The following is a 21,294-nucleotide window of genomic DNA, read 5'->3' on the forward strand; positions in this document are numbered from 1 at the left end:
GCCTTATGAAAAAGAATATTTTACTGCGGACCAATCTGTTGGTTTGCGCAATTATCATTGCGGGCTTTCTTATTACGGCAGTGCTGAGCTATCGTGCAAATTACAGTGAATCACTGAAAAATATAGAGCAGGTTTCCAATCTGACTTCGGAAGGCATCTATTATCAGATCAATTCTATATTTACTAAACCTGTGAATGTCTCACTTACAATGGCAAATGACAGCCTATTAAAAAGCCTGCTTCAGGAGGAAGGGGATGACCGGGAAAATCAGAGTTATGAGGAAACAATCCGGGAGTATCTGGACACCTACCGGATAAAATACGAGTATGATTCCGTCTTTCTTGTATCTGCGGCCACCAATCTGTACTACAATTTTAATGGGGCGGACCGGGTTCTGTTAAAAGAGGACCCGGAAAATATCTGGTATTATGATATGCTGGAAAGCGGTACGGAGTATGCCATCAATGTGGACAACGACGAGGTGGAGGGGGCAGATAATGAGATAACCGTCTTCGTAAACTGCAAAATACGGGATGCGAATCAGAAGATAGTCGGTATTGTGGGGGTGGGAGTGCGTATTGACCATCTGCAGAAGCTCCTGCGGGCTTACCAGGACGAGTTTGGTGTAAACGCGTATCTGATCGACGGTGAGGGCTTGATTGAGATTTCCGCGGAATACTCGGGATATGAGCATGTAAGCTTCTTTGAGAAAACTCTGTATGACGATCAGACCAGGCAGGAGGTTCTTGGCTGGAAGGAAGAGGAAACGTCTCATGGCTTCTGGGCGGAGATTCCGGCGGAAAAAGGAAGAATGAATTATCTGGTCACCCGGTATCTGCCTGAACTGGAGTGGTCACTGGCAGTGGAACAGAATACAGGCCTGCTGACGGCAAAGCTTGCAAGGCAGATGGAAGTGACTGTGGCGGTAATCTGCGTTATCCTGCTGGCAGTCCTGTACATTATAACCCGCGTGATCCGGAAGTTTAACCGTCAGATTGTAACCCTGGAACGGGATAAGGAACAGGAGCGGCACAATATATTTGAGAAGGCAACGGAGCAGTTATTCGACAAGATATATGAGATGGATATCACCAATAACCGGCCGTCAAACCGGGCAACGGAGGAATATTTTGAAAGTCTTGGCGCTCCCAGAGGCGTTTCTTTTGATAAGGCCCTGCATATAATCGCGCAAAAACAAATAAAGGAAGAGTTCCGCCGGGGTTATATTGAGACCTTCACGCCAGAGAGTGTTATCCGTGCGTTCCATGAAGGTACAGATACCCTTCGGTATGAATTCATGATCTCTAATGATGGGGAGCACTATTTCTGGATGAGGATCACCGCCCGGCTGATCTGGCAGGAAAGTAACCAAACTCTTCACATGCTGACCTACCGTCAGAATATCGACGCGGAGAAAAGACGGGAAGAGCAGATGGTGAAGCTGGCGCAGACGGATGAAATGACAGGTATGCTAACGAAGTCGGGAACCCAGCACAGGATGGACAGGGAGCTGGCAGCGGATACGGGGAAACTATTTGCTTTTTTGATTTTGGATATTGATAATTTTAAACAGGCAAATGACCTGTTTGGCCATGTTTTCGGGGATGGGGTGATCCATGATTTTACCCAGATCATCCGGGCCCATTTTAACGCGACGGATATTCTGGGACGCGTCGGCGGGGACGAATTTGCCGTGTTCTGTGCTGTGCCCGATGAGGCATGGGCCGAGGAAAAGGTGAAGACGCTCTCGGCAGCCCTGGATCATGATTATGAGGAAGATGGTCATTGCTGGCATGTATCGGCAAGTATCGGCGTGGCGTTCGCAAGGCCGGGGGATAGCCGGGAACTTTTGTATAAATATGCAGATGCGGCACTCTATGAGACGAAGCGAAAAGGAAAGAACGGATATACGGTCTGCCGTCAGAACCAGAAAAAACCACAGATTACTCCATAAGGCATGTAACATAGGAAAGTTTGGAGAATTTTTCTATGCAACAAAAAACTCCATGTGACGATAGCTCATCACATGGAGTTGCGTTATTATTCAAATTATCCGAGGTACTCTTTTGCCAGAGCCGCGAATGCCGGCATGGCATTTTTGATCATATCTGTTCTGACGCAGTAGGAGACGCGGACGTAACCCGGACAGCCGAAATCATCCCCGGGCACCAGAAGCAGCTCATACTTCCTTGCCTTCTCGCTGAACGCGTTGGCATCCGGCTCCAGCGCTTTTACAAAGAGATAAAAAGCACCATCCGGTTTGACACAGTCATAGCCGAGTTCTGTGAGGCCGCCATAGAGCAGATCACGATTTTGTTTGTAGATGGACACGTCTGCTGTCTTATCCACACATTTGCCCACGACCTTCTGCATCAGGCTGGGCGCACATACATAGCCCAGAGCCCGTCCTGCCCCGCAGACTGCGGCATAGACGGCCGGTTCCTCCGCCATCTTATCGGAGACAGCAATATAGCCGATCCGCTCTCCGGGAAGAGAAAGAGACTTACTGTAGGAATAGCATACAAATGTATTGTCATAATAATTCATGAAATAGGGTACATTTACTCCATCGTAAACGATCTCACGGTAAGGCTCATCGGAGATCAGGAAAATCGGATGACCGTATTCCTCCTGTTTCTTCCGGAGCAAATCACACAGTTTGATGACGGTTTCTTCGGAATATACCACACCGGAGGGATTGTTGGGAGAGTTTACAATAATACCCTTTGTATGTTCATTGATCAGCTTCTCAAAAGCCTCAAAATCAATCTGAAAATCATCCATTTTTGGAGGAACAACAACCAGTTTGCTGCCGGTGGATTCTACAAATACCCGGTACTCTGTGAAAAATGGAGCAAAGGTGATAAACTCATCCTCCGGTACAGACAGGGCTTTGCAGCAGATGCTGACGGATGCGGCCGCGCCGACTGTCATATAAATGTGGTTTTCCGTGATACTGGTCCCAAACCGTTTGTTAATCGAATCCGCAATAGCTTTTCTTACAGCAGGATCTCCCTGCGCGGAAGTATAACCGTGAAGAGAAACGGAATCCGGCTCGGAAACCAGTTCCATAATGGCCTCTCTTACACAATCCGGCGCCGGAACGCTTGGATTGCCTATACTAAAATCATATACCTTATCCGCGCCGATCTCAGCGGCTCTTTTTTTGCCGTATTCAAACATTTCCCGAATAACGGAACGCTTGCTGCCCAGTGCATACATTTTTTCTGAAATAGATATCATTCTTATCCCCATACCTTTCATTCCGGGCCATATCATTTGATATGACACCCATCATTCTTCTTCGTAAATTTAAATGGTCCTTTCTTATAATAGAATATCTTCGCAAGAAATCCAATACCCGAAAAAAATTATATAGATAATTCCGCGGGCAATCAGTCCTCCCTTGGTTTAAACAGGAAGTGGAGAAACAAAGCGGTAGAGGCAATCCGATACTTTACATCATCCGGGACGGCACTCTCATCTTTCATAAACAGAGCAATGTCATCCTCGCTTACCTTTGCCAGATGGGCGACGGTGGACGGCAGCAGCTTGTGAATCTGGAATAATACATCCAGAACCGCCCGGTTCCGTTCAAAGATGGAGAATTCGGACATGAAATAGAGGACATGCATCATATTAGTAATTTCCATCCTCTGTTTTACCGGCACCAAATCCCCGCAAACTTCAAGATTCTGTAATAGTCTTGCATCTATCTGGAAAAGCCCTGCCAGAGTTTCCAGGCTGATGTGGTATTCTCCGGTCAGCCGTTCCAGCAATTCTTCATATGTAGGAGTTTTTTCCCATGATTCCATAGATACAGCTCCTTTCATGCTTTCTTTTTATCCTACCATAAGAACGCGCGGCTGAAAAGGAAAATCCGGGAAAGAGGGAGCGGGAGGAACACTTAGGACCTGTGCCAGTAAAATGGCACAAAAATATTTATTATAACAGCACAAAAAAGCTGTGTATGGTCCATCGGCGGCAGAGGGCACCGGCAAACCATACACAGCGGGCAGAAAAGGGCTAACGGGCAAACAGAGAGTACGTCCTGTCCCCTGCTTTATACTGTATGCTCATTGCGTTCATATCAGGGAAATAGAGATAACCATATTCCTTTTTTTCGGCACCGCCGCTCAGGATGACGGCATTGTAGCTGCACTTGCCGGGTTCCATATCCGGGAGGTCAGAAACGAGAACAAAGCTGTTGAAGGGCTCCTGGCCCAGGTATTCCTCAAAGGGGATATAAGCTGTCTTTGCCAGCTGTCCCTTGTCGGTCCGGAAAAGATACATTTCTTCCTTATCCATAGGATGAAGCCAGACCAGGCTTCCATCCGCCGTTACTTTCACATCACAGCTGGATTCCCCCTGTGTAAAATCGCAGCCGATCCCGGCAAGATCCACCTCATACAGCAGCGTTTCCTTCTCCAGATCATAAACAAACAGCCCGAAATAATCATGAAAAATAATCAAGTCTTCTGAAGCGTAGTCCAGGGAGGGCTGATCAGCACCCAGGCCGGTAGTCTCGTCAACCTGCGCCTTTTCGGGGGTGCTCCATTCCAGAAGCGAACCGGGAGCCGATTCAAAGAATGCATTCTGTGTTGTTTTGCGCGAAGAAGTAAATGTGATCAGGACAGCGGCCGCCAGGAAAATAATGACAGCGGCCAGGGTAATGGCCAGCATTTTTGGTTTTTTTGCAATCATTTTTATCCTTTCTTTGATTCCTTTTTCACTATCTGTCATCGTAGTTGCAGTGTTTGCTAAATCAGAGGGCCTTTTCTTTCTGTCAATCAGGCTGATCAGTGTTTTCCCGTAAGAGATCCTCTCCGATTCTCCCAGCCGGGCAATTGCTGCCTCATCGCAGGCCAGCTCACAATCCCGCCTGGAAAGGGAGGCGGCAAGCCAGACAAAGGGGTTTACCCAGTAATAGGCCAGAAGACCACAGCGGATCAGAGCCCAGACATGGTCCCCGTGTTTATAGTGACAGAGCTCATGGGCCAGCACATGGCGCAGCCTTAGCGGGTCACCGGCGATCTCCGGCGTAATGTAGACGGCGGTCTCTCCTTCCATCCAAAAAAGACAGGGGGAAGAGAGCCCCTCCGCCACATAGACCGGCAGGGTGGAATACGCACAGTGAAAAGGTGTCCGTATGGCTTTCAGATGCTTCCCAAACCGCAGATTGATATAAATACTCCACAGGACCATGAAAAGCGCCCCGCTGCTCCAGACAATCCAGATAACCAACTCCCAGTCTATGGCGGCAGCTTTTTCCAGCAGAGTATCCGCCTGGTCATCATAAGTCACAACACCAGTTTTTATGTTGGTTACGAGGGGAGCCAGGTTGGGATTTTCATTTAACCTGTCCTCTATGGCGTCCGCGGCATTCATGACGCTGTAAGAGCTTTCGATTTCACCGCCCGCCAGAAACGGAATGGAAAAAGGAAAGGCAAGCTTCAGGATCACCAAAACCCACAGTGCGTATTGGAGCCGCAGGCTGATCCGGCCCTTCAGAAGGAGACGCAGGGCGCAGATAAGAAGAATCAGGACGGAAGAGGTAATCAGCACTTCACCCATAATCAGGACTTCCTTTCTTCGGCTTTCTTTAAAATATCATAAAGTTCATCAATTTCATCGCTGCTTAATGATTCCTGTTCTACCATGGTATTGACCAGAAGGCTGAGGCTCCCTCCGTAGACTTTGTTCAGGAAACCCTCAGTCTCACGGGCTGACACCGCTTCCTGCTCCACCGCCGGAAAATACTGTTTGGCCCTGACCCCTTCTTTATAGTAAACGGCGCCTTTTTTCTCCATGCGGTTCAGCATTGTGATAACCGTGTGCTTCCCCCAGCCGGTATCCTGTTCCAAAGCCGAGGTCAGCTGCATGATCGTTCTCGGTGCACTTTCCCACAGTAGTTTCATAATTTTCCATTCTCCATCGGACAAACCGATCATAACGACAGTACCTCCAGTTCAAAATGGTATACAATTGACTACCTTTAGTATACACGAATGGTACACAAATGTAAACCTAAAATTGAATAAATTTGGATAATCAAAAAACCACAGTTTTATATGTGGAATTGTGAAAAAGTTAACAGTAAAAACAGTTGACAAGTGTGGAAAATCAACATAATATAAGAATAAATCAACATAAACAGTCACTGATAAAATAGAAACAGGCAAAAATCAACATTCATGCCGCTGCATGGCGATTAAAAGTTGATACGGGCTATTTGTGCCGGAGCATCACAAATGGCTTTTATGGCAGAGGAGAAAGCGCTTTCGTGAATTTCTCTTCCCCCCGCCGCAATGCTCCGAAATGGAGGTTAATATGGGTAAAATAGCAATTCTTCACACAACACCAGCCACAATTGCACCGTTAAATACAATGATTAAGAACCGGTGCCCAGATATCCAGATCTATAATTTTATAGACGACTCGATCCTGCCTATGTTGAAAGAGGACATTGCAACACTGGACTACGCATTTGAAAAACTACTCTGTTATGCACAGTTTGCGCAGCGGCAGGGCGTCCAGCTGATTCTAAGTGCCTGTTCTTCTGTGGGTGATTTTGCGGACTATGCTTCCGGAAAGCTGTCTGTCCCGCTGATCCGCATTGATGATGCGGTCAGTGACACGGCGGTGAAGATGGGAAAGAAGGTGGCTGTGCTGGCAACGCTTCCCACAACCCTTAATCCTTCCAGCAATTTGATACGCAGAAAGGGAAACGGAGAAGCGGAAGTTACCCCGGTTCTGGTAGAAGGAGCCTATGAGGCGCTGCAGGCAGGAGACAAAGCGGAACACGACAGATTGATTGCGGAAGCGGCAGGCAAAGCCGCAAAGGAACAGGATGTGGTATATCTGGCACAGGCATCCATGGCGGACGCGGCAGCTATGCTTCCGGAAGAAATGCAGAAAAAAGTGTTATTCAGTACCGGTCCGGCCGTAGATCAGGTTGTGAACATGTACCGGGAATTAAATCACCAGTAAGGAGAAAGGGGATAACAGGATGAATACCAGACCGGAACAGATTCAGATTGGAGTAGTGGCCGATGATGTAACAGGGGCCAATGATATAGCGGTCATGTATGTAAAGGGAGGCTTGAGCGCAAATGTATTTTCTTTTGACAGCAGGGAGTCCGCGCTGTCCCACGAGGCGGATGTTGTTGTGATAGATACGGATTCCAGGTTTATGCCGGCGCGTACTGCCTATCAGCGTGTCTTTGAGGCCACCAGAACACTGGCGGATGCCGGAATAAAACGGTTTTTTAAAAAGACCTGCTCTGTATTCCGGGGAAATATAGGCGCTGAATTTGACGGGATGCTGGATGCGCTGGGAGAGAAATTTGCCGTTGTGGTGCTGGGATTCCCGGATAACGGAAGAACTACGGTGGACGGTGTCCATTATGTGCGCGGCACTCTCCTGGAAGAATCCGAGTTCAGGAATGATCCGGTGAACCCTATGACAGAATCCAATTTGGCGGATATTCTGCGCAGGCAGACCAGGCGAGGGGTCAAAGCGGTGGGATGGCCTGTGATAGAGGAAGGGCCGGAGGCACTGAGGGCGGAAATTGAGAGGCAGAAAAAAGAGGGAGGCTATCTGATCTTAGATGTGCGGGACAATAAAGATCTGGAAATCATCGCGGAGGCCACAGAACATATCCGTGTGATGTGCGGTGCCTCGGCCATAGCATATCCCCAGGCAAAACGGTGCCAAAGCAGCAGAAAATCACGCCTGATGCCTCCGGCTTTAAAACCGGGGCTGGGGATTATGTCGGTTTCGGGAAGCCTGATGCCCCAGACCAGAGAACAGATTATCTGTGCGGGGGAGCAGGGAACGCTTTCCTGCGCGCTGCCGGTCCGAGAACTGTTTGAAGACCGTGAGACTCTTGTAGAACGATTGTCGTCACTGGCGGCGGAGGGAGTAAGCAGCGGCAGGGATGTCCTGGTATATTCCGATAATGACCGGCAAATCGTGGAGGAAGGAAAACAATTCGCAGCTTCGCTGGGATTTGATGAAAAACAGATGGCGAAATGTATTTCTGAAACGCTGGCCCAAATCTGCCGCAATGTACTGGAGCGTACCGGACAAAACCGGGTACTGGTAGCGGGAGGAGATACCTCGGGAAGTTTTTGCAGTGAAATGAAGATTGACGGAATGGCCGTATATGAGGAAATCGAGAGCGGACTGCCTTCCAGCATCGCCCTGACAGAACCTCCGCTGTTTATTGTTCTGAAATCAGGGAGTTTCGGAGGACGGGAATTCTTCGTGAAGACCTACCGTTATCTAAGAGAAAATTAGATGGACGACCCCTGACAATTCCGGTATAATCAATTCAGATAAAACAGGACGGAAGGCAGGGAATGGAATGATAGCTGCAGAGCGCAGAAACCGGATTAAAGAGATTATTTTTAAGCAGGGCAGTGCAAAGGCGGAAGAGCTGGCCAGGCAGTTTCAGGTATCTGAGGAAACGATCCGGAGAGATTTTACGAAGCTGGCGGGAGAAGGCTATATTGAAAAGAATTATGGCGGAGCGGTAGCCGTCCAGGGCCTTCAGAAGATGATGCAGAATATTTCTCCGGTTCAGCAGCGCAAATTTGCCAATCTGGCGGAAAAGAGCCGCATCGGTGAGGAAGCGGCCCGGCTGATACAGCCCGGCATGCGCATTTTCCTGGATGCGGGTTCTACTACCTGGTCGGTGCTGCGCTTTATTCAGGGGGTAGAGGGGCTGACGGTTATCACCAATAGCCTGGATATTGCACGAGACTGCGCGGAGAAAGAAAACTGGAGAGTGATTGTACTGGGAGGCGAAGTGGTTCACAGCTCTATGGCGTTAGTCGGACCGAATGTGGAGCAGGAGCTGTCCCATATTAATGTCGATATTGCATTCCTGGGGACGAGCGGGATATCCTGCCGGGGCAACTGTACCAGTGCCAACCTGTTTGAGTCCAATGTGAAGCGCAGGGCGGTGGAACAGGCGGGAGAGGTAGTGCTGCTGGCGGACAGCTCCAAGCTGGGGGAGGAAAAGCTGTATACCTTTGCAAAGTTTACTCAGCTGGATTTAGTAATCACCTCAGAACACATTTCTGACGAATTAAAGAATGAGATGGCAAAAGCAGGCGTTGAATTAAAAACGGTATGATGACCAGATGCGGAGTTAAAAAAGCAGGAAGGCGGATCATAGAAAGGATACGGAACGAATGGCGGGAGTAGAGTCAGAAAGCAAAGAAATCAGGGAAATAATAGATGCAGGACGTCAGATAATCAGCAAAAATCTGACCTGGGGAACTTCTGGAAATATCAGTGCCAGGGGGGAAAACGGAGAAATTTATATAACAGCCAGCGGCACGGTACTGGGGGATTTAAGCCGGGAGGATATCCTGACTGTGAAACAGGACGGGACGGTCAGCGGACAGGGAAAGCCGTCCAAGGAGAGCGGGATGCATAGGGCAGTGTATGCAAAACGGCCCGATGTACAGGCTGTCGTTCACGCTTCGCCCTTTTTTACCACGCTGTGTTCCAGTTCCGATATCAAGGTGGAGCCGAATTTGTTCATTGAGGCGATGTACTATTTATCGGCTGTTGCCTATGTGGATTATTACCACGCCGGGTCGGCGGAACTTGCCCGCGCGGTGGCAGATGTCTGCCCGGAGGCAGATGTTATTTTCATGCGCAATCACGGGGTAATTATCTGCGGCTCGTCTATGAAGGAGGCAATGTGCGCGCTTGAGATTGTGGAAAATGTATGCCGGATGAATGTACTTGCCAATGCAGGCAAATTTAAGCTTATGCCTGTGGGAGAGGAAACCGTGACAGATTTCCTGGAGGGAGGCTATTACAGGCCGGTAAAGAAAACTATTTTATCATGGAAGTAGATAAGACTCCCCCCTCAATAGCAAGTACGCCGAGGCGTACTTGAATATAGATAACCGGCGGTTTTGAATAAATCAAAACCGCCGGTTGATGCTTACGTACCTGTATTCGGGGACGTATTTTCGACTATAGTCCATTCGCCGGTTTCTGCATCCTGGATTAAGTAAAAATACTGTTGTGTATCGCCGTCGTCCAGAAACGTTTTGGTGTGGTCGTACTCTACATAATAGTTTGCGCGTACTGCGATAAAGTGTTCCGCAAGGTATTCCTCTGTCCAGCCCCGAGCCCCGGCAAGTTCGCTGCCGGAATACATAGCGGCAGCACGGGCAGTTTCATTTTTATCCACCTTAACTTCATCCACACGCACGCTTATTGTATAATCTTTATCCATTTGATTTTCAATCGCATGCCGGACGACCTCTTCCGGATCAGCAGACGGACTTTGCTGCCATGGATCAAACCATCCTAATTTGTATGCGGTAAATCCGCAGAGGGCCAGTGCAAGAAGAGCCGCGGCAGCCAGAATCAAGGATCGTTTCCATATTCTTTTCCCATAGGGACCTGGTTCGGCTTCTGAAATGAATTTTTCATTTATATTTCCAATGGCATACAGCAGTCTTTCATTTTTCATAGTATAATCCCTTCTTTCTCAAGATGAAGTTTTAAGTCAGCACGTATCCGAAAAAGCATAGATGTAACTTTGCTTTCACTCATGCTGTATTCCTCCGAGATATCTTTGATTGAACTTAAAAACCAATAGCGGCGTACAAAGATCTGACGTTTGATTTTAGGCAGATGAGAGAGAAAGGTATTCAGACTCTCAATCAGAACCATTTCATCTGTGGCTTCATCCACGCCGCCGGCCGCGGGAACACAGTTTTCCAATTCGGACAAAGCCAGCTCCGTTTGTCCCAGACCACGTTTTTGTGCTGTATACTGCTTAAATCTGTTCAGTGAAAGGTTGCGGGTGATTTTTCCGAGAAAGGTTGCCAATTGGCTGGGGCGATGTGGCGGCATCGCATTCCAGGCGCCTAAATAAGTATCATTGACACATTCCTCTGCGTCTGCATTGCTATGCAGAATATTATAGGAAATGCAGTGACAGTATCTTCCGTACTTATCAGCGGTTTCAGATATAGCAGATTCCGAACGTTCCCAATACAATTCAACTATTTGTCTGTCATCCATTACCTTGCTCCTTTCTTTGGTTTAAAGGGCCCTTCACCTATATACACAACAAAAATTGTCTTACATTGCATGTTTGTGTAAAATATATTTTTATTGTAGATAATCCGGTGTTAATAGACAAGTGTAACGGCAGCTGTTGTTTGCGTGCGCAAGAGCGCCGCTGATTTGTTTTTTTCCAATTTGATCAGTTAATAAAGGTAAACTCCCTTCATTATTTTACACCGCTGTGATAAAATAATAAGAAGTTGTCATACAAATTATTGTTGGGTTTTATTGGGAGGATGAAATGCTGATCATTCATATAACATCTATAACCGCCTGCCTGGTTCTTATCGCTTGTTTCCTGACGCTGACCGAGTTTCGCTATTCAGCTAGAACTACATTTATAACGATGGGTTTGGTTATGCTGCTTACGACGGCTGCATATCTGACTCTTGTGAACCGGGGGTGGGCAGAGGGACAGGCGTCTCTGGCCTGTTATTCGATTCCGTCTCTTTTAGTTTGTCTGATACTGTCGCGTTATCGGGACAGCAGATTTATTTTTACGTTTTGTTCTGTGGATCTGTGCGGCATTATACTGATCTATCTGACTCGCATTCCGGTTTTGTATGGCTGCCCTTTTTGGCTGTGCTTTATTATCATGCTGCCGCTTATCTTTTTGATGTACTATGTCGTCAGGAAGATACGTTTAGAATATCTGGAGATTATGAGAACCTTAAAAAATGTATGGCGCCGTCTGGCCATCATAAGTATTGTCTATTATGCGACAGCCTACTTTATCATGCTGTATCCGAAGCCCTTGGCTGAACGGCCGGAGTATTTCGCAATTCTGGGTATCTTTCTGATCAATATGATTCTTACCTATACTATAATTTTTCAGGTGGTGCGGAATCATCTGAAGCTATATGATGAAGAAAAAGAAAGGGAGCTGCTGGAGACACAGGTCACATTGCAGGAAAAAAAGCTGGAACTGCAGGAAATGTATGAGAAGCTGGCATATCTGGACGGATTGACAGGGCTGAAAAACAGAACGGCCTATGAAGAAAAGAAAAAAGACCTCCGGAACCGGAGGGATCGGCTGGACAGTCTCATTTGTATGATAGCGGATGTGAATGGATTGAAAAGAATAAATGATACGTTCGGGCATACTACAGGTGACGTTATCATTAAGGCTGTCGGCGAGCTGCTGCAGAAAGCACTCCGGAACAGAGGAGATGTATTCCGGATCGGAGGAGACGAGTTTCTCGCTTTTCTGGAAAATGAGCCCCGGGAAGTGACCGGACAAGTTTCGGATGACCTTCAGGAAGCAATAAAGAGTTATAATGCGGAACATTCTCCGGAAATAGAACTTGCCGTTGGATTTGCATATGCAAAGAAGAGCGCGCCGATGAATCTGGAAGAATTAATAGCCACGGCGGATAAAAGGATGTATGAAGATAAGGCCCGCAGGAATTCCGCACGGGATAATGGCATATCATAGCAGATAGAATATCCGGGCGACCGGTTTATAAAAAAGGAGAGGCGGACATGATGGATTATAAAGAGAAACTGGATCAATATATGGAAGCACACAAAGATGAGATGGTGGAAGATATCTTTCGTCTGGTGCGGATTCAGTCGGATAAAGGCCCGGCAAAGGAAGGCATGCCCTATGGAGAAGGCCCGGCAGCCTGCCTGAAAGAGGCGCTTAAAATGGGGACCGCGTACGGGTTCGTACCGAAGAACTATGACAATTATGTGGGAGCCCTGGATATGGGGCCGGAGAAGGAGCCGATGCTGGACATTCTCGCCCACCTGGATGTTGTGCCGGCGGGGGATGACTGGACAGTCACAAAGCCGTTTGAGCCGGTTTTTAGGAATGGAAAGATATATGGCAGAGGAACATCGGATGATAAAGGACCTGCGATAGCGGCTTTATATGCCATGAGAGCGGTTAAGGAACTGGGAATTCCTCTCTCCAAACGGTGCAGGCTGCTGCTCGGTACAGATGAAGAGTGCGGCAGCAGTGACATTGATTATTATTACACAATCGAGAAGGAAGCGCCTGTTACCTTTTCGCCGGATGCGGATTTCCCTCTGATTAATGTGGAAAAGGGCGGAATCCATGAGGAGTTTACGTCGCAGTTTGAAGAAGAGAAACAGCTGCCCAGAGTATTAAGCGTGCAGAGCGGATTTAAGTTTAACGTAATTCCGGATACGGCAGCAGCGGTGATCGAGGGGATGGCTGCAGAAGAAGCCGCGGACATCATTAAAGAAGCAGAGATGAAAACGGGAGTGACGTTCTCAGCTGGTATGAAAGATGGCAATCTTGTCATAGAAGCGAAGGGTCTGGCTGCTCATGCCTCAATGCCGGAAAAGGGAAATAACAGCCTTACCGCCCTGCTGGAGGCGGTGGCCAAACTGCCGGTGGCGCCCTCGGAAGGGTATCGGAAACTCTGTGGTCTGAGCGGACTATACCCCCATGGGGACTGGTTCGGGAAGAGCGCGGGGATCGCCATGTCGGACGCGGAGAGCGGTCCGCTTACCATAAGCTTTAATATGCTGTCTTATACACCCTGGGGGCTGACCGGGTGCGCCGACTGCCGGGCGCCGATCTGCGCCAACGATGAAAATGTGATGCAGGTACTGCTGAAACGGTACGCTGCCCTTGGAATCACGATGGAGAAGAATACATTGATGGAGGCTCACTATGTTCCCGCGGATCAGCCATTCATCCGAACGATGCTTGACTGCTATGAAAAATACAGCGGGAAAAAGGGAGCGTGTATTTCCATCGGAGGATTTACTTACGTACACGCGCTTAAGCGGGGGGTTGCTTTTGGCTGCGGAGCCTTAAGTTCCGATGATCATGCCCATGGTGCGGATGAACACAAGGATCTGGACGTTCTGGTGATGAGCGCGAAGATCTTCGCGGAGACGATTATACAGCTGTGCAGCTGAACAAAAGAGAGGAGGGGCCGGATCGGGCCCATGCAATACAGATGGAGAAAAAGAAGGAAAATAACAACCCGGCGCAGATCCTGTATGAGAACCGTTATAAGGTTACGAGGGAACGCTATCTGGACTGGGCAAAGCACCCGGTAATAAAAAGCGGCAGGACGATCCTGGAAATCAGCTGGATCGTTCTGATGGCGGTTTTTCTCATTACTACTGTTATCATGGTGATCGGAGACCGTCTGTGGACAGCGCTTCTGTATGGGGTGCTGGCGGTGTTCAGCTTCTACCGTGCTTTCCTGAGAACGAAGATGCTGGCCTCCAGACAATTTCAGATTCTGGCAGGCGTGCAGGGCGGGCAGGAATGGACACGGGTAATTCGTTTCTATGAGGATTGCATAACCACTGCCGATGGGAATACAACGACGCAGTATCGTTATGATACGATCACGGGGATTGTTGAGAAAAGGGGCTATCTGTCTATTGTATTCGGAAGAGTTTGCATCCGGATGGACCGGAATGGCTTCTGCAGGGGGACGGAGAAAGAAGTAAAAGAATTTCTGGAGCGGAAAATGGCGGAAGCCGGAAATCCGCAGGCAAACTGATGGATCGGGGAAGGCCAGTGAAAAAAGCTGTCCTTCCCATTTTTTTGAAAACAGACCGGGTTAATCCAATATTTTCTTTGGACGATTTCTTAAATATGACACAGGGTGTCAGGTTATATGTGCTAGAATGAAAAAAACATAGAAAAGAGGAAGCAACCATGGAATTTATTACGGTGACAAATGACAATATAGAAAAAGAGCATATATGCTGCAGTATCGTGGAGAAAAAGGGGGAAAACTGTGTCGGGTCCAAGAAAGCGTGGCTTCGGCAGAACTTTGCCGACGGGCTGGTATTTTACAGGGCCAATGTGAGAGGAAAGGTATTTATTGAGTATATTCCCGCCGAACACGCATGGTGTCCCATATCAGCAGACGGCTATATGCATATCAACTGCTTCTGGGTATCGGGCCAGTATAAGGGCCAGGGCTATGCCAATGAACTATTAAATCATTGTATCCAGGATGCGAAAGAAAAGGGGATGAAAGGAGTGACAATCCTTTCTTCCGGAAAAAAACGTCCTTATCTCTCCGATCCGGGATATCTGAAGTATAAAGGCTTTCGGGTCGCGGATCAGGCAGACCCCTATTTTATCCTTTACTATCTTCCCTTTTCAGAGGATGCACCGGTTCCGAAGATGAAAGAATGTGCCAAAACCGGCAGGATAGAGGAACAGGGAATGGTCCTTTACTATACGAACCAGTGTCCCTTCACAGACAAGTATGTTCCTCTTATGCAGGAGGCTGCAAAGCAGCACGGCGTCATGGTCTCTGTTCATAAAATAGAATCGGCCGAACAGGCGCAGAATGCTCCGTCGCCGGTTACGACCTACAGCTTCTTTTACAATGGGGAATATGTGACGAACGAAATATTTAATGAGAAGAAGTTTGATCAATTCCTGCAGCAGCACGGACTCTGAATAAAATAAGGCTGTCAAAACAGCTTTTGACAGCCTGTTCTGAAAAAAAGCACGCCTTTTCGGCGTGCTTTTCTGATGGCTATTTTTTGTAGTAATCCCAGTGCAGCGTCACTTTAAACAGATCTCCGTCCGTATCAATCTTGAGGGTGCCCTTTTGCAGTTCTACAAAAGATTTTGCAATAGCAAGACCAAGGCCGGAACCTTCCGTATTGCGGGAGAGATCGCCTCTGACGAACCGGTCCGTGATTTCCTCGGCGGAAAAATTCAGCTCGGTTGCCGACATGTTCTTCAGCATAATGTCCACGCCGTTTTCCTCGCGGGGGATCACGTCAATGTACACTCTAGACCGGGGCATAGAATATTTCAGGATATTGATAATCAGATTCTCGAATACCCGGTAGGACTTCTGACTGTCCAGAGGAAGGATAATACGATCCTCAGGAAGATTCCAGCGGAAATCCAGATCGGAATCCTCTATCTTATCTGACAGCTCTACTTTCACCTGCTTAATCAGGTGAATCAAATCCACATCAATTATATTCAGCGTAATATTATTACTGGTGGCTTTGCTGATTTCAAATAAGTCTTCAATCAGTGTTTTCAGACGAAGAGATTTTTTCTCGAGCGTATCAATGTAGTTCCGGCGTTCTTCCGGCGTGATATTCTCATTTTTCAGCAGATTAACATAGGTTATGATAGCGGTAAGCGGAGTTTTCAGATCGTGGGAAACATTTGTAATTAATTCCGTCTTCATTTTCTGGCTTTTGACTTCTTCTTCCACCGCGGTTTTAAAGCTGGTCTGGATGGTTGTAAGCTGTTCCTTAAATGGTTCGAAAATACCCAGATCTTCCTCAATCGTCACATCCAGATTACCCTCTGCCATCTGGTTAACACCCTTAAATAACACCTGGTAGTTGTTTTTCTGCTTATCGAAAAACTTTTTAACCAGAAAGAAGACAACAGCGGAATACAGCAGCAGTACAAAGATACCAAAAAACCAGAAGCTGCAGCAGATAGCCAGGATGACAAAGTTGACTCCGATTACCTTGAATACAAACCGGTTTGTTTTATCATTAAAGTCTATCTCGGTCATCGAATGGAACAGCCTGCGGGTTTTGCTGCCGATCCACCGAAAGAACCGGATAATCAGAGAACGCTCTTTTAAGTATTTGAACGGATGGCTCAGAACCGGACGCAGGCTGGCGAAGGACCAGAAGGACAGCCAGGAAGCAAGAGCCAGAACCAGCACGTTAATAGAGAACACAAGTACCGTATTGACGCTGTCATTAAAAATCCAGTTGCCCGATGTGCTGATCAGATCGCCGTTTTTGGTATTTAACAGCAGCTCGCACAGAGGTCCGATCATCAAAAAGGACAGTATAGCTCCAAAGACAGCAAGCTCTGCGGGAAGCCGGAAAATCCGGAGCTCCTGATACCCCAGGCTTTTTATTCCCGGAAGAATCAACGCAAACAGGGCTGCGGCAATCAGTATACCTGCATAGATAACCGGGGCGCCGGAATGCATGATCGACTTGTATTGATAATAATAGATATGTCCAAACTCTTCATCTATATAGTCCGCATTCTCTGCTGTTATGGCAAAAGAAACATCCATATTCCTGGGAGAATCCGCCAGAGTCAGATAATACGTACTCCCTTGGTCATCCACGGTTTGAATATCTGTGGAATACACCTGTTTGCGGAAGTTGCTCTGGAGCTGCTGTAATATATTGTTCAGATTGACCAGATCAGCGCCATAGCAGTCTGCGATGGACATGTCTCCGTCCCCGTCAAAGTGCAGGGTGACATAAAATGCATACCGGTCTTTGGTGAGAGAGGCTGCCAGGTTGTCCCGGTTGTAGGAGCTGAGCTTGGCGCCCTTTTGATTTACTACTGCGGAATAGTCCACAAAGGATGTAACCTCATTCCAGGAAAAATTCCAGTCATTGAAAATGCTCTCCGCAGCAAGGGCATAGATGCCTGCCGAACGGTCAGCCTCCCCGGCGAACTCCGCATACTGAGGAGTAAAAAAATCAGAGGGGCTGTGCTCTGCTTCCGGGTCCTGGGACAGGGCCTCCTGATACAGAATATAAGAGCCCCGGTACAGCCGGACGAGAAAATTCTCTGTTTCGTACCCTCTGTCATAATCGTATTTAATTTTGGACGTTATGGAAGGATAGGCTGCTACCGTTACAATTGCCGGCAGCAGAACAATTAGAAGGATCAGGATAATACCAAGACCCTTACGGCTGTTTTTCAATTTTGTATCCAACACCCCACACCACCTTCAAATATTTCGGTTCTTTTGGATTGATTTCTATTTTTTCACGGATGTTCCGTACATGTACCATGATGGTATCTGTGTTGACCGCCCGTTCGTTCCATACCTTTTCATAGATTTCTTCAGGAGAGAAGACCTGTCCCGGATGCTTCATGAGAAGCAGCAGTATTTTAAATTCGATCGGGGTCATTTTTACCGGATTCCCGTCCACGGTTACTTCTACCGTAGATTCGTTCAGTTCCAGTCCGCCGGTTGTGTAAACGGAAGTACTGGAATTCTGTCCCATCGCGTCCAGATATTTGGAATAGCGGCGAAGGTGGGAATTCACCCGTGCCAGGAGTTCCAGAGGCGTGAACGGCTTGGTTACATAATCATCCGCCCCCATATTGAGCCCCATTATTTTATCTACTTCCTCTGATTTGGCAGACAGCATGATGACGGGAAAGTCATAATTCTCCCGCAGCTTCATCACCATGGTGATGCCGTCCATTCTGGGCATCATCACATCTACGATAGCCAGATGAATATCATGCTGGCTGATCGCCTCCAGCCCTTCTATGCCGTCCGCAGCCTTATAAACTTCATATCCCTGACTTTTCAGATATATTTCAATACCATCCCGGATTTCCTTGTCATCTTCTACAATAAGTATCTGGCGTGGTTCCATTGCTTCCTTCTCCTTTTAACCTGTAATTATTTCCGTATCGGCTGAATAGGCGTAACCGCCCCGCTGATCACTGATGATAGTATAACACGGTTTATACAGCCTTGAAAGGAAATACCGGTTATCCGGTACATACTGTTTCGGAGGAATGAAGCTTTCTGGAACCGGACAGACATTCCGCGACCGTCATCCGGTAATTTTTAAAGTCTTTTAATGTATCCTGTGTGATCATTCCAAAGTCATGGAATGTGATCTCAATAGTAGAAAAAGGAAGAGGTACCGCATAGTTATCCCAGCGCTTTTTCAGATAGATAGCGTGGGAATAGGCAAGATGAAAGCCGACCATTTTGCGTCCGGCCTCTTTAGCCAGATAAAAGCCCAGCTTTTTCGGCTCGTGCAGCGGACCCAGCGGACCGTCCAGCGCACAGGCCAATACCTGATCGGGATTTTTCGCCGCGGCCTCCAGCTGTTTCATATTTTTCTTCATGCCCAGACCATCTTCCAGCCGGACGGTGAAGCCGCCCCGCTTCCGGATCAGATCCTCAATATAGTCTCCCCGCTTGCTTGCTGTCACGGCAATACAGACCGGATAGCCCTTGCGGGAAAAATCTTGCAGTACCAGATTCATTGCACAGCTGTCCCCGTGCCAATAGCCGCCTACAAACCGGGTATCCCGGATGCACTCTTCATTGACCAGCCGTACCCTGGCGGTTTTTTCCACCAGTCTCAAATAAACATTAAATAATTTTTCCAGCATTGATTAACCCCTCATTTCTGCTAGTTCTTCATCATCTGTGCGGCAGCCTTCGTGTCCCTGGAATAGCCGGCATGCTTCCGAAACGCAGATTCAAAGCAATAGTCATAAATCGCATCCTGATAGTGTTTCTCCGCATCCCGTGCGATCCGGATATCCTGATAGGCCCGGGCAGTTTCCACAGCTCCCTGTCTGAGGCGGCTGTGACAGTCAAAATTAAACAGTACATGTTCAACAGCATCAGTAAGGGCAGGTGCTGATTCCTCTGTCATATAGCCATTCACCCCATCCTCAACGACATCTACCACGCCGGAAGCCTTTACCGCGACGACCGGATTGCCTGCAGCCATCGCCTCCAGCAGCACGATTCCCTGGGTTTCTGATTTTGAAGCAAACAGGAAGAGATCACATGCAGCATGATAATTCCGGATTTGTTCGTTTTCTATATTTCCCATGAAAACCACATTTTCAGTTAAGTGAAGGGATGCAGCCAAGGCTTCCAGTTTTTCCTTTTCCGGGCCGTCCCCGATCATGAGGAAACGGAAGGCATCTCCGATTTTTTCCTTCAATACCGCGAGGCTTTGCAGCAGAAAATCCAGATTTTTCTCCTTGGCAAGGCGGGAAACCGTACACATTAAAAAGGTTTTATCTTTCAGATAGCTTCGGCGGATTTCACACGCACTGTTTTCATCCGGAAGGAAGCTGCTTCCGGTAAGACCGGTGGGCAGAACCCGGATCGGACTTACGACACCCTGGTCCAGCAGATTATTTTTAATATAAGCGGTGGGAGCGAAAACCATATTGCAATGATTTGCGAAACCGCGGATGTATGCGGGAATCAGCTTTTCCCGGATACTGACCAGCAATTTTTCCTCCACTGATTTGCTGCTGCGGGATGAACAGCGGCGCTCCAGCCCGGCATAGGGCTTTATGTAGTGAAGGTACTGCTCAAAACGGGTATGGTAAGTAAATACAACGGGTATATGGTAACGGCGGCCCAGAATCTGGGCAGTGTTGCCGGAAAGAATCGGATGATGGACATGAATCACATCTATCTGAAGCTCCTGAAACCATTTGCCGATTCTGCGGTCAAAGCTTTTGGCAAACACCATCCCGTCCGGAACATATTTGTTAGCCGTCTTACCGCAGCTGGACCGGTAGCGGTAAATGGTAATGCCGCTTTCCGTCTTCTCGATCTCTCTGTGATTTTCGTATTCCGGAGCAAAAATGTAAACCTCATGTCCCAGAGCACGCAGCCCCTCGGAGAGACGCTCGATGGAAATCGGTACGCCTCCGATAAAAGGCTTATAATTATTTGTCATCATTGCGATTCTCATAATACTCCTCCATGCAGCAGCGCTTTCCGTATAAAACATATGATAAATACGATGGCACTGCTTTCTCATCCTTATATAAAACAGTAACTTATTTTAATTTCAATAGCCGGAATGCCGCATCTCCAAGGAAATAACCGGCTCCGACAAAGAACAGGTTCCAGACGAAGACTCCAAGGGCCGAACTGATGGAGTACTTCATAAAATTCATCTTCAGTACACCCGCGGGTATGGAAATCAGTGTGCGCAGCATGGGGACCAGCTTGCTCACAAATACGCCCCAGGAACCTTTTTCCTGCAATATGGCCAGATTTTTCCGGATTGCAGGTTCCTGTTTTGGAAATTTGCGAAGAAATTTATCCAGGAACAGCTCGCCGCCGATCCGGCCGACTCCATATAAGATCCAGCTCCCCAGAAGGCCTGCCGCTACCGATAGAAGAATGGTCATCGGAAAACTGATACCCCCCTGGGATGCCCAGATCCCGGCCAGCGGCATGATAATCCCTGCCGGAAATCCCGGAAGGTTCATATATTCCAGCAGAACAATTACAAAAACGGCGATGGCGCCGTATTGGGACATATATCCGCCAAAAGTTTCAATTGCTGCACTCAACGAAAACTACCTCTCTCATCTTCTTACGTATTTCACTCCCGGCCGGAATTTAACGATCCGAACGGAAATCACAACAGCATATTGTTATTATCTGTTATTTATGATAACGAACAAATCTGAATAATGTTT

At 47.7% G+C, this 21,294-nt stretch carries 20 protein-coding genes; 9 read left to right on the forward strand and 11 right to left on the reverse strand.

Annotation, left to right across the window (positions count from 1 at the left end):
• Window positions 1–5 precede the first annotated feature (5 nt).
• Window positions 6–1,955, forward strand: a complete 1,950-nt coding sequence (locus ABCW47_RS14445) for a sensor domain-containing diguanylate cyclase (RefSeq protein ID WP_343210643.1) — start codon at window positions 6–8, stop codon at window positions 1,953–1,955.
• A gap of 95 nt (window positions 1,956–2,050) precedes the next feature.
• On the opposite strand, the gene ABCW47_RS14450 is transcribed toward ABCW47_RS14445, so the two are convergent.
• The 4 genes from ABCW47_RS14450 to ABCW47_RS14465 all read right to left on the reverse strand — a co-directional run bounded on the left by ABCW47_RS14450 (window position 2,051) and on the right by ABCW47_RS14465 (window position 5,952).
• Entirely contained in the window at window positions 2,051–3,256 is a 1,206-nt protein-coding gene (locus tag ABCW47_RS14450; protein ID WP_343210644.1) for a pyridoxal phosphate-dependent aminotransferase, read from the reverse strand.
• A 140-nt stretch (window positions 3,257–3,396) separates the two neighbouring features.
• Window positions 3,397–3,816, reverse strand: coding sequence for an HTH domain-containing protein (locus tag ABCW47_RS14455; RefSeq protein ID WP_343210645.1), 420 nt, complete (start codon window positions 3,814–3,816; stop codon window positions 3,397–3,399).
• A 211-nt stretch (window positions 3,817–4,027) separates the two neighbouring features.
• Window positions 4,028–5,575 (reverse strand): M56 family metallopeptidase, encoded by a 1,548-nt coding sequence (locus ABCW47_RS14460; protein WP_343210646.1) that lies wholly within the window; start codon window positions 5,573–5,575, stop codon window positions 4,028–4,030.
• Window positions 5,576–5,577: 2 nt separating this feature from the next.
• Window positions 5,578–5,952, reverse strand: coding sequence for a BlaI/MecI/CopY family transcriptional regulator (locus ABCW47_RS14465; protein WP_343210647.1), 375 nt, complete (start codon window positions 5,950–5,952; stop codon window positions 5,578–5,580).
• A gap of 379 nt (window positions 5,953–6,331) precedes the next feature.
• Between ABCW47_RS14465 and ABCW47_RS14470 the strand changes: the two genes are divergently transcribed.
• From ABCW47_RS14470 to ABCW47_RS14485, 4 genes are all read left to right on the forward strand, one after another.
• Window positions 6,332–6,991: an aspartate/glutamate racemase family protein gene (locus ABCW47_RS14470; RefSeq protein ID WP_343210648.1), complete on the forward strand. Its 660-nt coding sequence runs from the start codon at window positions 6,332–6,334 to the stop codon at window positions 6,989–6,991.
• Between the two features lie 19 nt (window positions 6,992–7,010).
• Complete coding sequence (locus tag ABCW47_RS14475; RefSeq protein ID WP_343210649.1) at window positions 7,011–8,303, forward strand: four-carbon acid sugar kinase family protein; 1,293 nt, start codon at window positions 7,011–7,013, stop codon at window positions 8,301–8,303.
• A gap of 67 nt (window positions 8,304–8,370) precedes the next feature.
• On the forward strand, window positions 8,371–9,144 hold the full coding sequence (locus ABCW47_RS14480) for a DeoR/GlpR family DNA-binding transcription regulator (protein ID WP_343210650.1): 774 nt from the start codon (window positions 8,371–8,373) through the stop codon (window positions 9,142–9,144).
• Between the two features lie 58 nt (window positions 9,145–9,202).
• Window positions 9,203–9,877: a class II aldolase/adducin family protein gene (locus tag ABCW47_RS14485; protein WP_343210651.1), complete on the forward strand. Its 675-nt coding sequence runs from the start codon at window positions 9,203–9,205 to the stop codon at window positions 9,875–9,877.
• A 92-nt stretch (window positions 9,878–9,969) separates the two neighbouring features.
• Here ABCW47_RS14485 and ABCW47_RS14490 read toward each other — a convergent pair whose 3' ends face one another.
• Both ABCW47_RS14490 and ABCW47_RS14495 read right to left on the reverse strand, forming a co-directional pair.
• Window positions 9,970–10,506 (reverse strand): hypothetical protein, encoded by a 537-nt coding sequence (locus tag ABCW47_RS14490; RefSeq protein ID WP_343210652.1) that lies wholly within the window; start codon window positions 10,504–10,506, stop codon window positions 9,970–9,972.
• A complete protein-coding gene (locus ABCW47_RS14495; RefSeq protein WP_343210653.1) occupies window positions 10,503–11,063 on the reverse strand; it encodes an RNA polymerase sigma factor in 561 nt (186 codons plus the stop codon). The genes ABCW47_RS14490 and ABCW47_RS14495 overlap by 4 nt, the downstream gene beginning before the upstream one ends.
• 286 nt (window positions 11,064–11,349) lie before the next feature.
• On the opposite strand from ABCW47_RS14495, the gene ABCW47_RS14500 reads away from it, so the two are divergent.
• From ABCW47_RS14500 to ABCW47_RS14515, 4 genes are all read left to right on the forward strand, one after another.
• Window positions 11,350–12,543 carry a GGDEF domain-containing protein gene (locus tag ABCW47_RS14500; protein WP_343210654.1) on the forward strand — a complete coding sequence of 398 codons (1,194 nt, stop codon included), beginning with the start codon at window positions 11,350–11,352 and terminating at the stop codon, window positions 12,541–12,543.
• Between the two features lie 50 nt (window positions 12,544–12,593).
• Window positions 12,594–14,003, forward strand: coding sequence for a Sapep family Mn(2+)-dependent dipeptidase (locus tag ABCW47_RS14505; RefSeq protein WP_343210749.1), 1,410 nt, complete (start codon window positions 12,594–12,596; stop codon window positions 14,001–14,003).
• Complete coding sequence (locus tag ABCW47_RS14510; RefSeq protein ID WP_343210655.1) at window positions 13,994–14,602, forward strand: YcxB family protein; 609 nt, start codon at window positions 13,994–13,996, stop codon at window positions 14,600–14,602. The genes ABCW47_RS14505 and ABCW47_RS14510 overlap by 10 nt, the downstream gene beginning before the upstream one ends.
• Window positions 14,603–14,760: 158 nt before the next feature.
• Window positions 14,761–15,519 carry a GNAT family N-acetyltransferase gene (locus ABCW47_RS14515; protein WP_343210656.1) on the forward strand — a complete coding sequence of 253 codons (759 nt, stop codon included), beginning with the start codon at window positions 14,761–14,763 and terminating at the stop codon, window positions 15,517–15,519.
• Window positions 15,520–15,598: 79 nt separating this feature from the next.
• Here the strand turns inward: ABCW47_RS14515 and ABCW47_RS14520 are convergent, their stop codons facing one another.
• The 5 genes from ABCW47_RS14520 to ABCW47_RS14540 all read right to left on the reverse strand — a co-directional run bounded on the left by ABCW47_RS14520 (window position 15,599) and on the right by ABCW47_RS14540 (window position 21,132).
• The gene (locus ABCW47_RS14520; protein ID WP_343210657.1) at window positions 15,599–17,791 is read right to left on the reverse strand and encodes a sensor histidine kinase; all 2,193 of its coding nucleotides are present in this window, start codon (window positions 17,789–17,791) and stop codon (window positions 15,599–15,601) included.
• Window positions 17,763–18,467 carry a response regulator transcription factor gene (locus ABCW47_RS14525; RefSeq protein WP_343210658.1) on the reverse strand — a complete coding sequence of 235 codons (705 nt, stop codon included), beginning with the start codon at window positions 18,465–18,467 and terminating at the stop codon, window positions 17,763–17,765. The genes ABCW47_RS14520 and ABCW47_RS14525 overlap by 29 nt, the downstream gene beginning before the upstream one ends.
• 118 nt (window positions 18,468–18,585) lie before the next feature.
• Complete coding sequence (locus ABCW47_RS14530) at window positions 18,586–19,221, reverse strand: hypothetical protein (protein ID WP_343210659.1); 636 nt, start codon at window positions 19,219–19,221, stop codon at window positions 18,586–18,588.
• Window positions 19,222–19,241: 20 nt separating this feature from the next.
• Window positions 19,242–20,555 (reverse strand): glycosyltransferase, encoded by a 1,314-nt coding sequence (locus ABCW47_RS14535; RefSeq protein WP_343210660.1) that lies wholly within the window; start codon window positions 20,553–20,555, stop codon window positions 19,242–19,244.
• 88 nt (window positions 20,556–20,643) lie between these two features.
• Window positions 20,644–21,132: a DedA family protein gene (locus ABCW47_RS14540; protein WP_343210750.1), complete on the reverse strand. Its 489-nt coding sequence runs from the start codon at window positions 21,130–21,132 to the stop codon at window positions 20,644–20,646.
• Window positions 21,133–21,294: the final 162 nt, after the last annotated feature.

The sequence above is a fragment of the Anaerolentibacter hominis genome, from assembly GCF_032380675.1.
Taxonomy (GTDB): domain Bacteria; phylum Bacillota; class Clostridia; order Lachnospirales; family Lachnospiraceae; genus Anaerolentibacter; species Anaerolentibacter hominis.

What these genes read in the sequence shown, in the direction of transcription:
- ABCW47_RS14445 (WP_343210643.1), top strand. Translation starts at nt 6, where the DNA reads ATGAAAAAGAATATTTTACTGCGGACCAATCTGTTGGTTTGCGCAATT.
- ABCW47_RS14450 (WP_343210644.1), bottom strand. Translation starts at nt 3,256, where the DNA reads ATGGGGATAAGAATGATATCTATTTCAGAAAAAATGTATGCACTGGGC.
- ABCW47_RS14455 (WP_343210645.1), bottom strand. Translation starts at nt 3,816, where the DNA reads ATGGAATCATGGGAAAAAACTCCTACATATGAAGAATTGCTGGAACGG.
- ABCW47_RS14460 (WP_343210646.1), bottom strand. Translation starts at nt 5,575, where the DNA reads ATGGGTGAAGTGCTGATTACCTCTTCCGTCCTGATTCTTCTTATCTGC.
- ABCW47_RS14465 (WP_343210647.1), bottom strand. Translation starts at nt 5,952, where the DNA reads ATGATCGGTTTGTCCGATGGAGAATGGAAAATTATGAAACTACTGTGG.
- ABCW47_RS14470 (WP_343210648.1), top strand. Translation starts at nt 6,332, where the DNA reads ATGGGTAAAATAGCAATTCTTCACACAACACCAGCCACAATTGCACCG.
- ABCW47_RS14475 (WP_343210649.1), top strand. Translation starts at nt 7,011, where the DNA reads ATGAATACCAGACCGGAACAGATTCAGATTGGAGTAGTGGCCGATGAT.
- ABCW47_RS14480 (WP_343210650.1), top strand. Translation starts at nt 8,371, where the DNA reads ATGATAGCTGCAGAGCGCAGAAACCGGATTAAAGAGATTATTTTTAAG.
- ABCW47_RS14485 (WP_343210651.1), top strand. Translation starts at nt 9,203, where the DNA reads ATGGCGGGAGTAGAGTCAGAAAGCAAAGAAATCAGGGAAATAATAGAT.
- ABCW47_RS14490 (WP_343210652.1), bottom strand. Translation starts at nt 10,506, where the DNA reads ATGAAAAATGAAAGACTGCTGTATGCCATTGGAAATATAAATGAAAAA.
- ABCW47_RS14495 (WP_343210653.1), bottom strand. Translation starts at nt 11,063, where the DNA reads ATGGATGACAGACAAATAGTTGAATTGTATTGGGAACGTTCGGAATCT.
- ABCW47_RS14500 (WP_343210654.1), top strand. Translation starts at nt 11,350, where the DNA reads ATGCTGATCATTCATATAACATCTATAACCGCCTGCCTGGTTCTTATC.
- ABCW47_RS14505 (WP_343210749.1), top strand. Translation starts at nt 12,594, where the DNA reads ATGGATTATAAAGAGAAACTGGATCAATATATGGAAGCACACAAAGAT.
- ABCW47_RS14515 (WP_343210656.1), top strand. Translation starts at nt 14,761, where the DNA reads ATGGAATTTATTACGGTGACAAATGACAATATAGAAAAAGAGCATATA.
- ABCW47_RS14525 (WP_343210658.1), bottom strand. Translation starts at nt 18,467, where the DNA reads ATGGAACCACGCCAGATACTTATTGTAGAAGATGACAAGGAAATCCGG.
- ABCW47_RS14530 (WP_343210659.1), bottom strand. Translation starts at nt 19,221, where the DNA reads ATGCTGGAAAAATTATTTAATGTTTATTTGAGACTGGTGGAAAAAACC.
- ABCW47_RS14535 (WP_343210660.1), bottom strand. Translation starts at nt 20,555, where the DNA reads ATGAGAATCGCAATGATGACAAATAATTATAAGCCTTTTATCGGAGGC.
- ABCW47_RS14540 (WP_343210750.1), bottom strand. Translation starts at nt 21,132, where the DNA reads ATGTCCCAATACGGCGCCATCGCCGTTTTTGTAATTGTTCTGCTGGAA.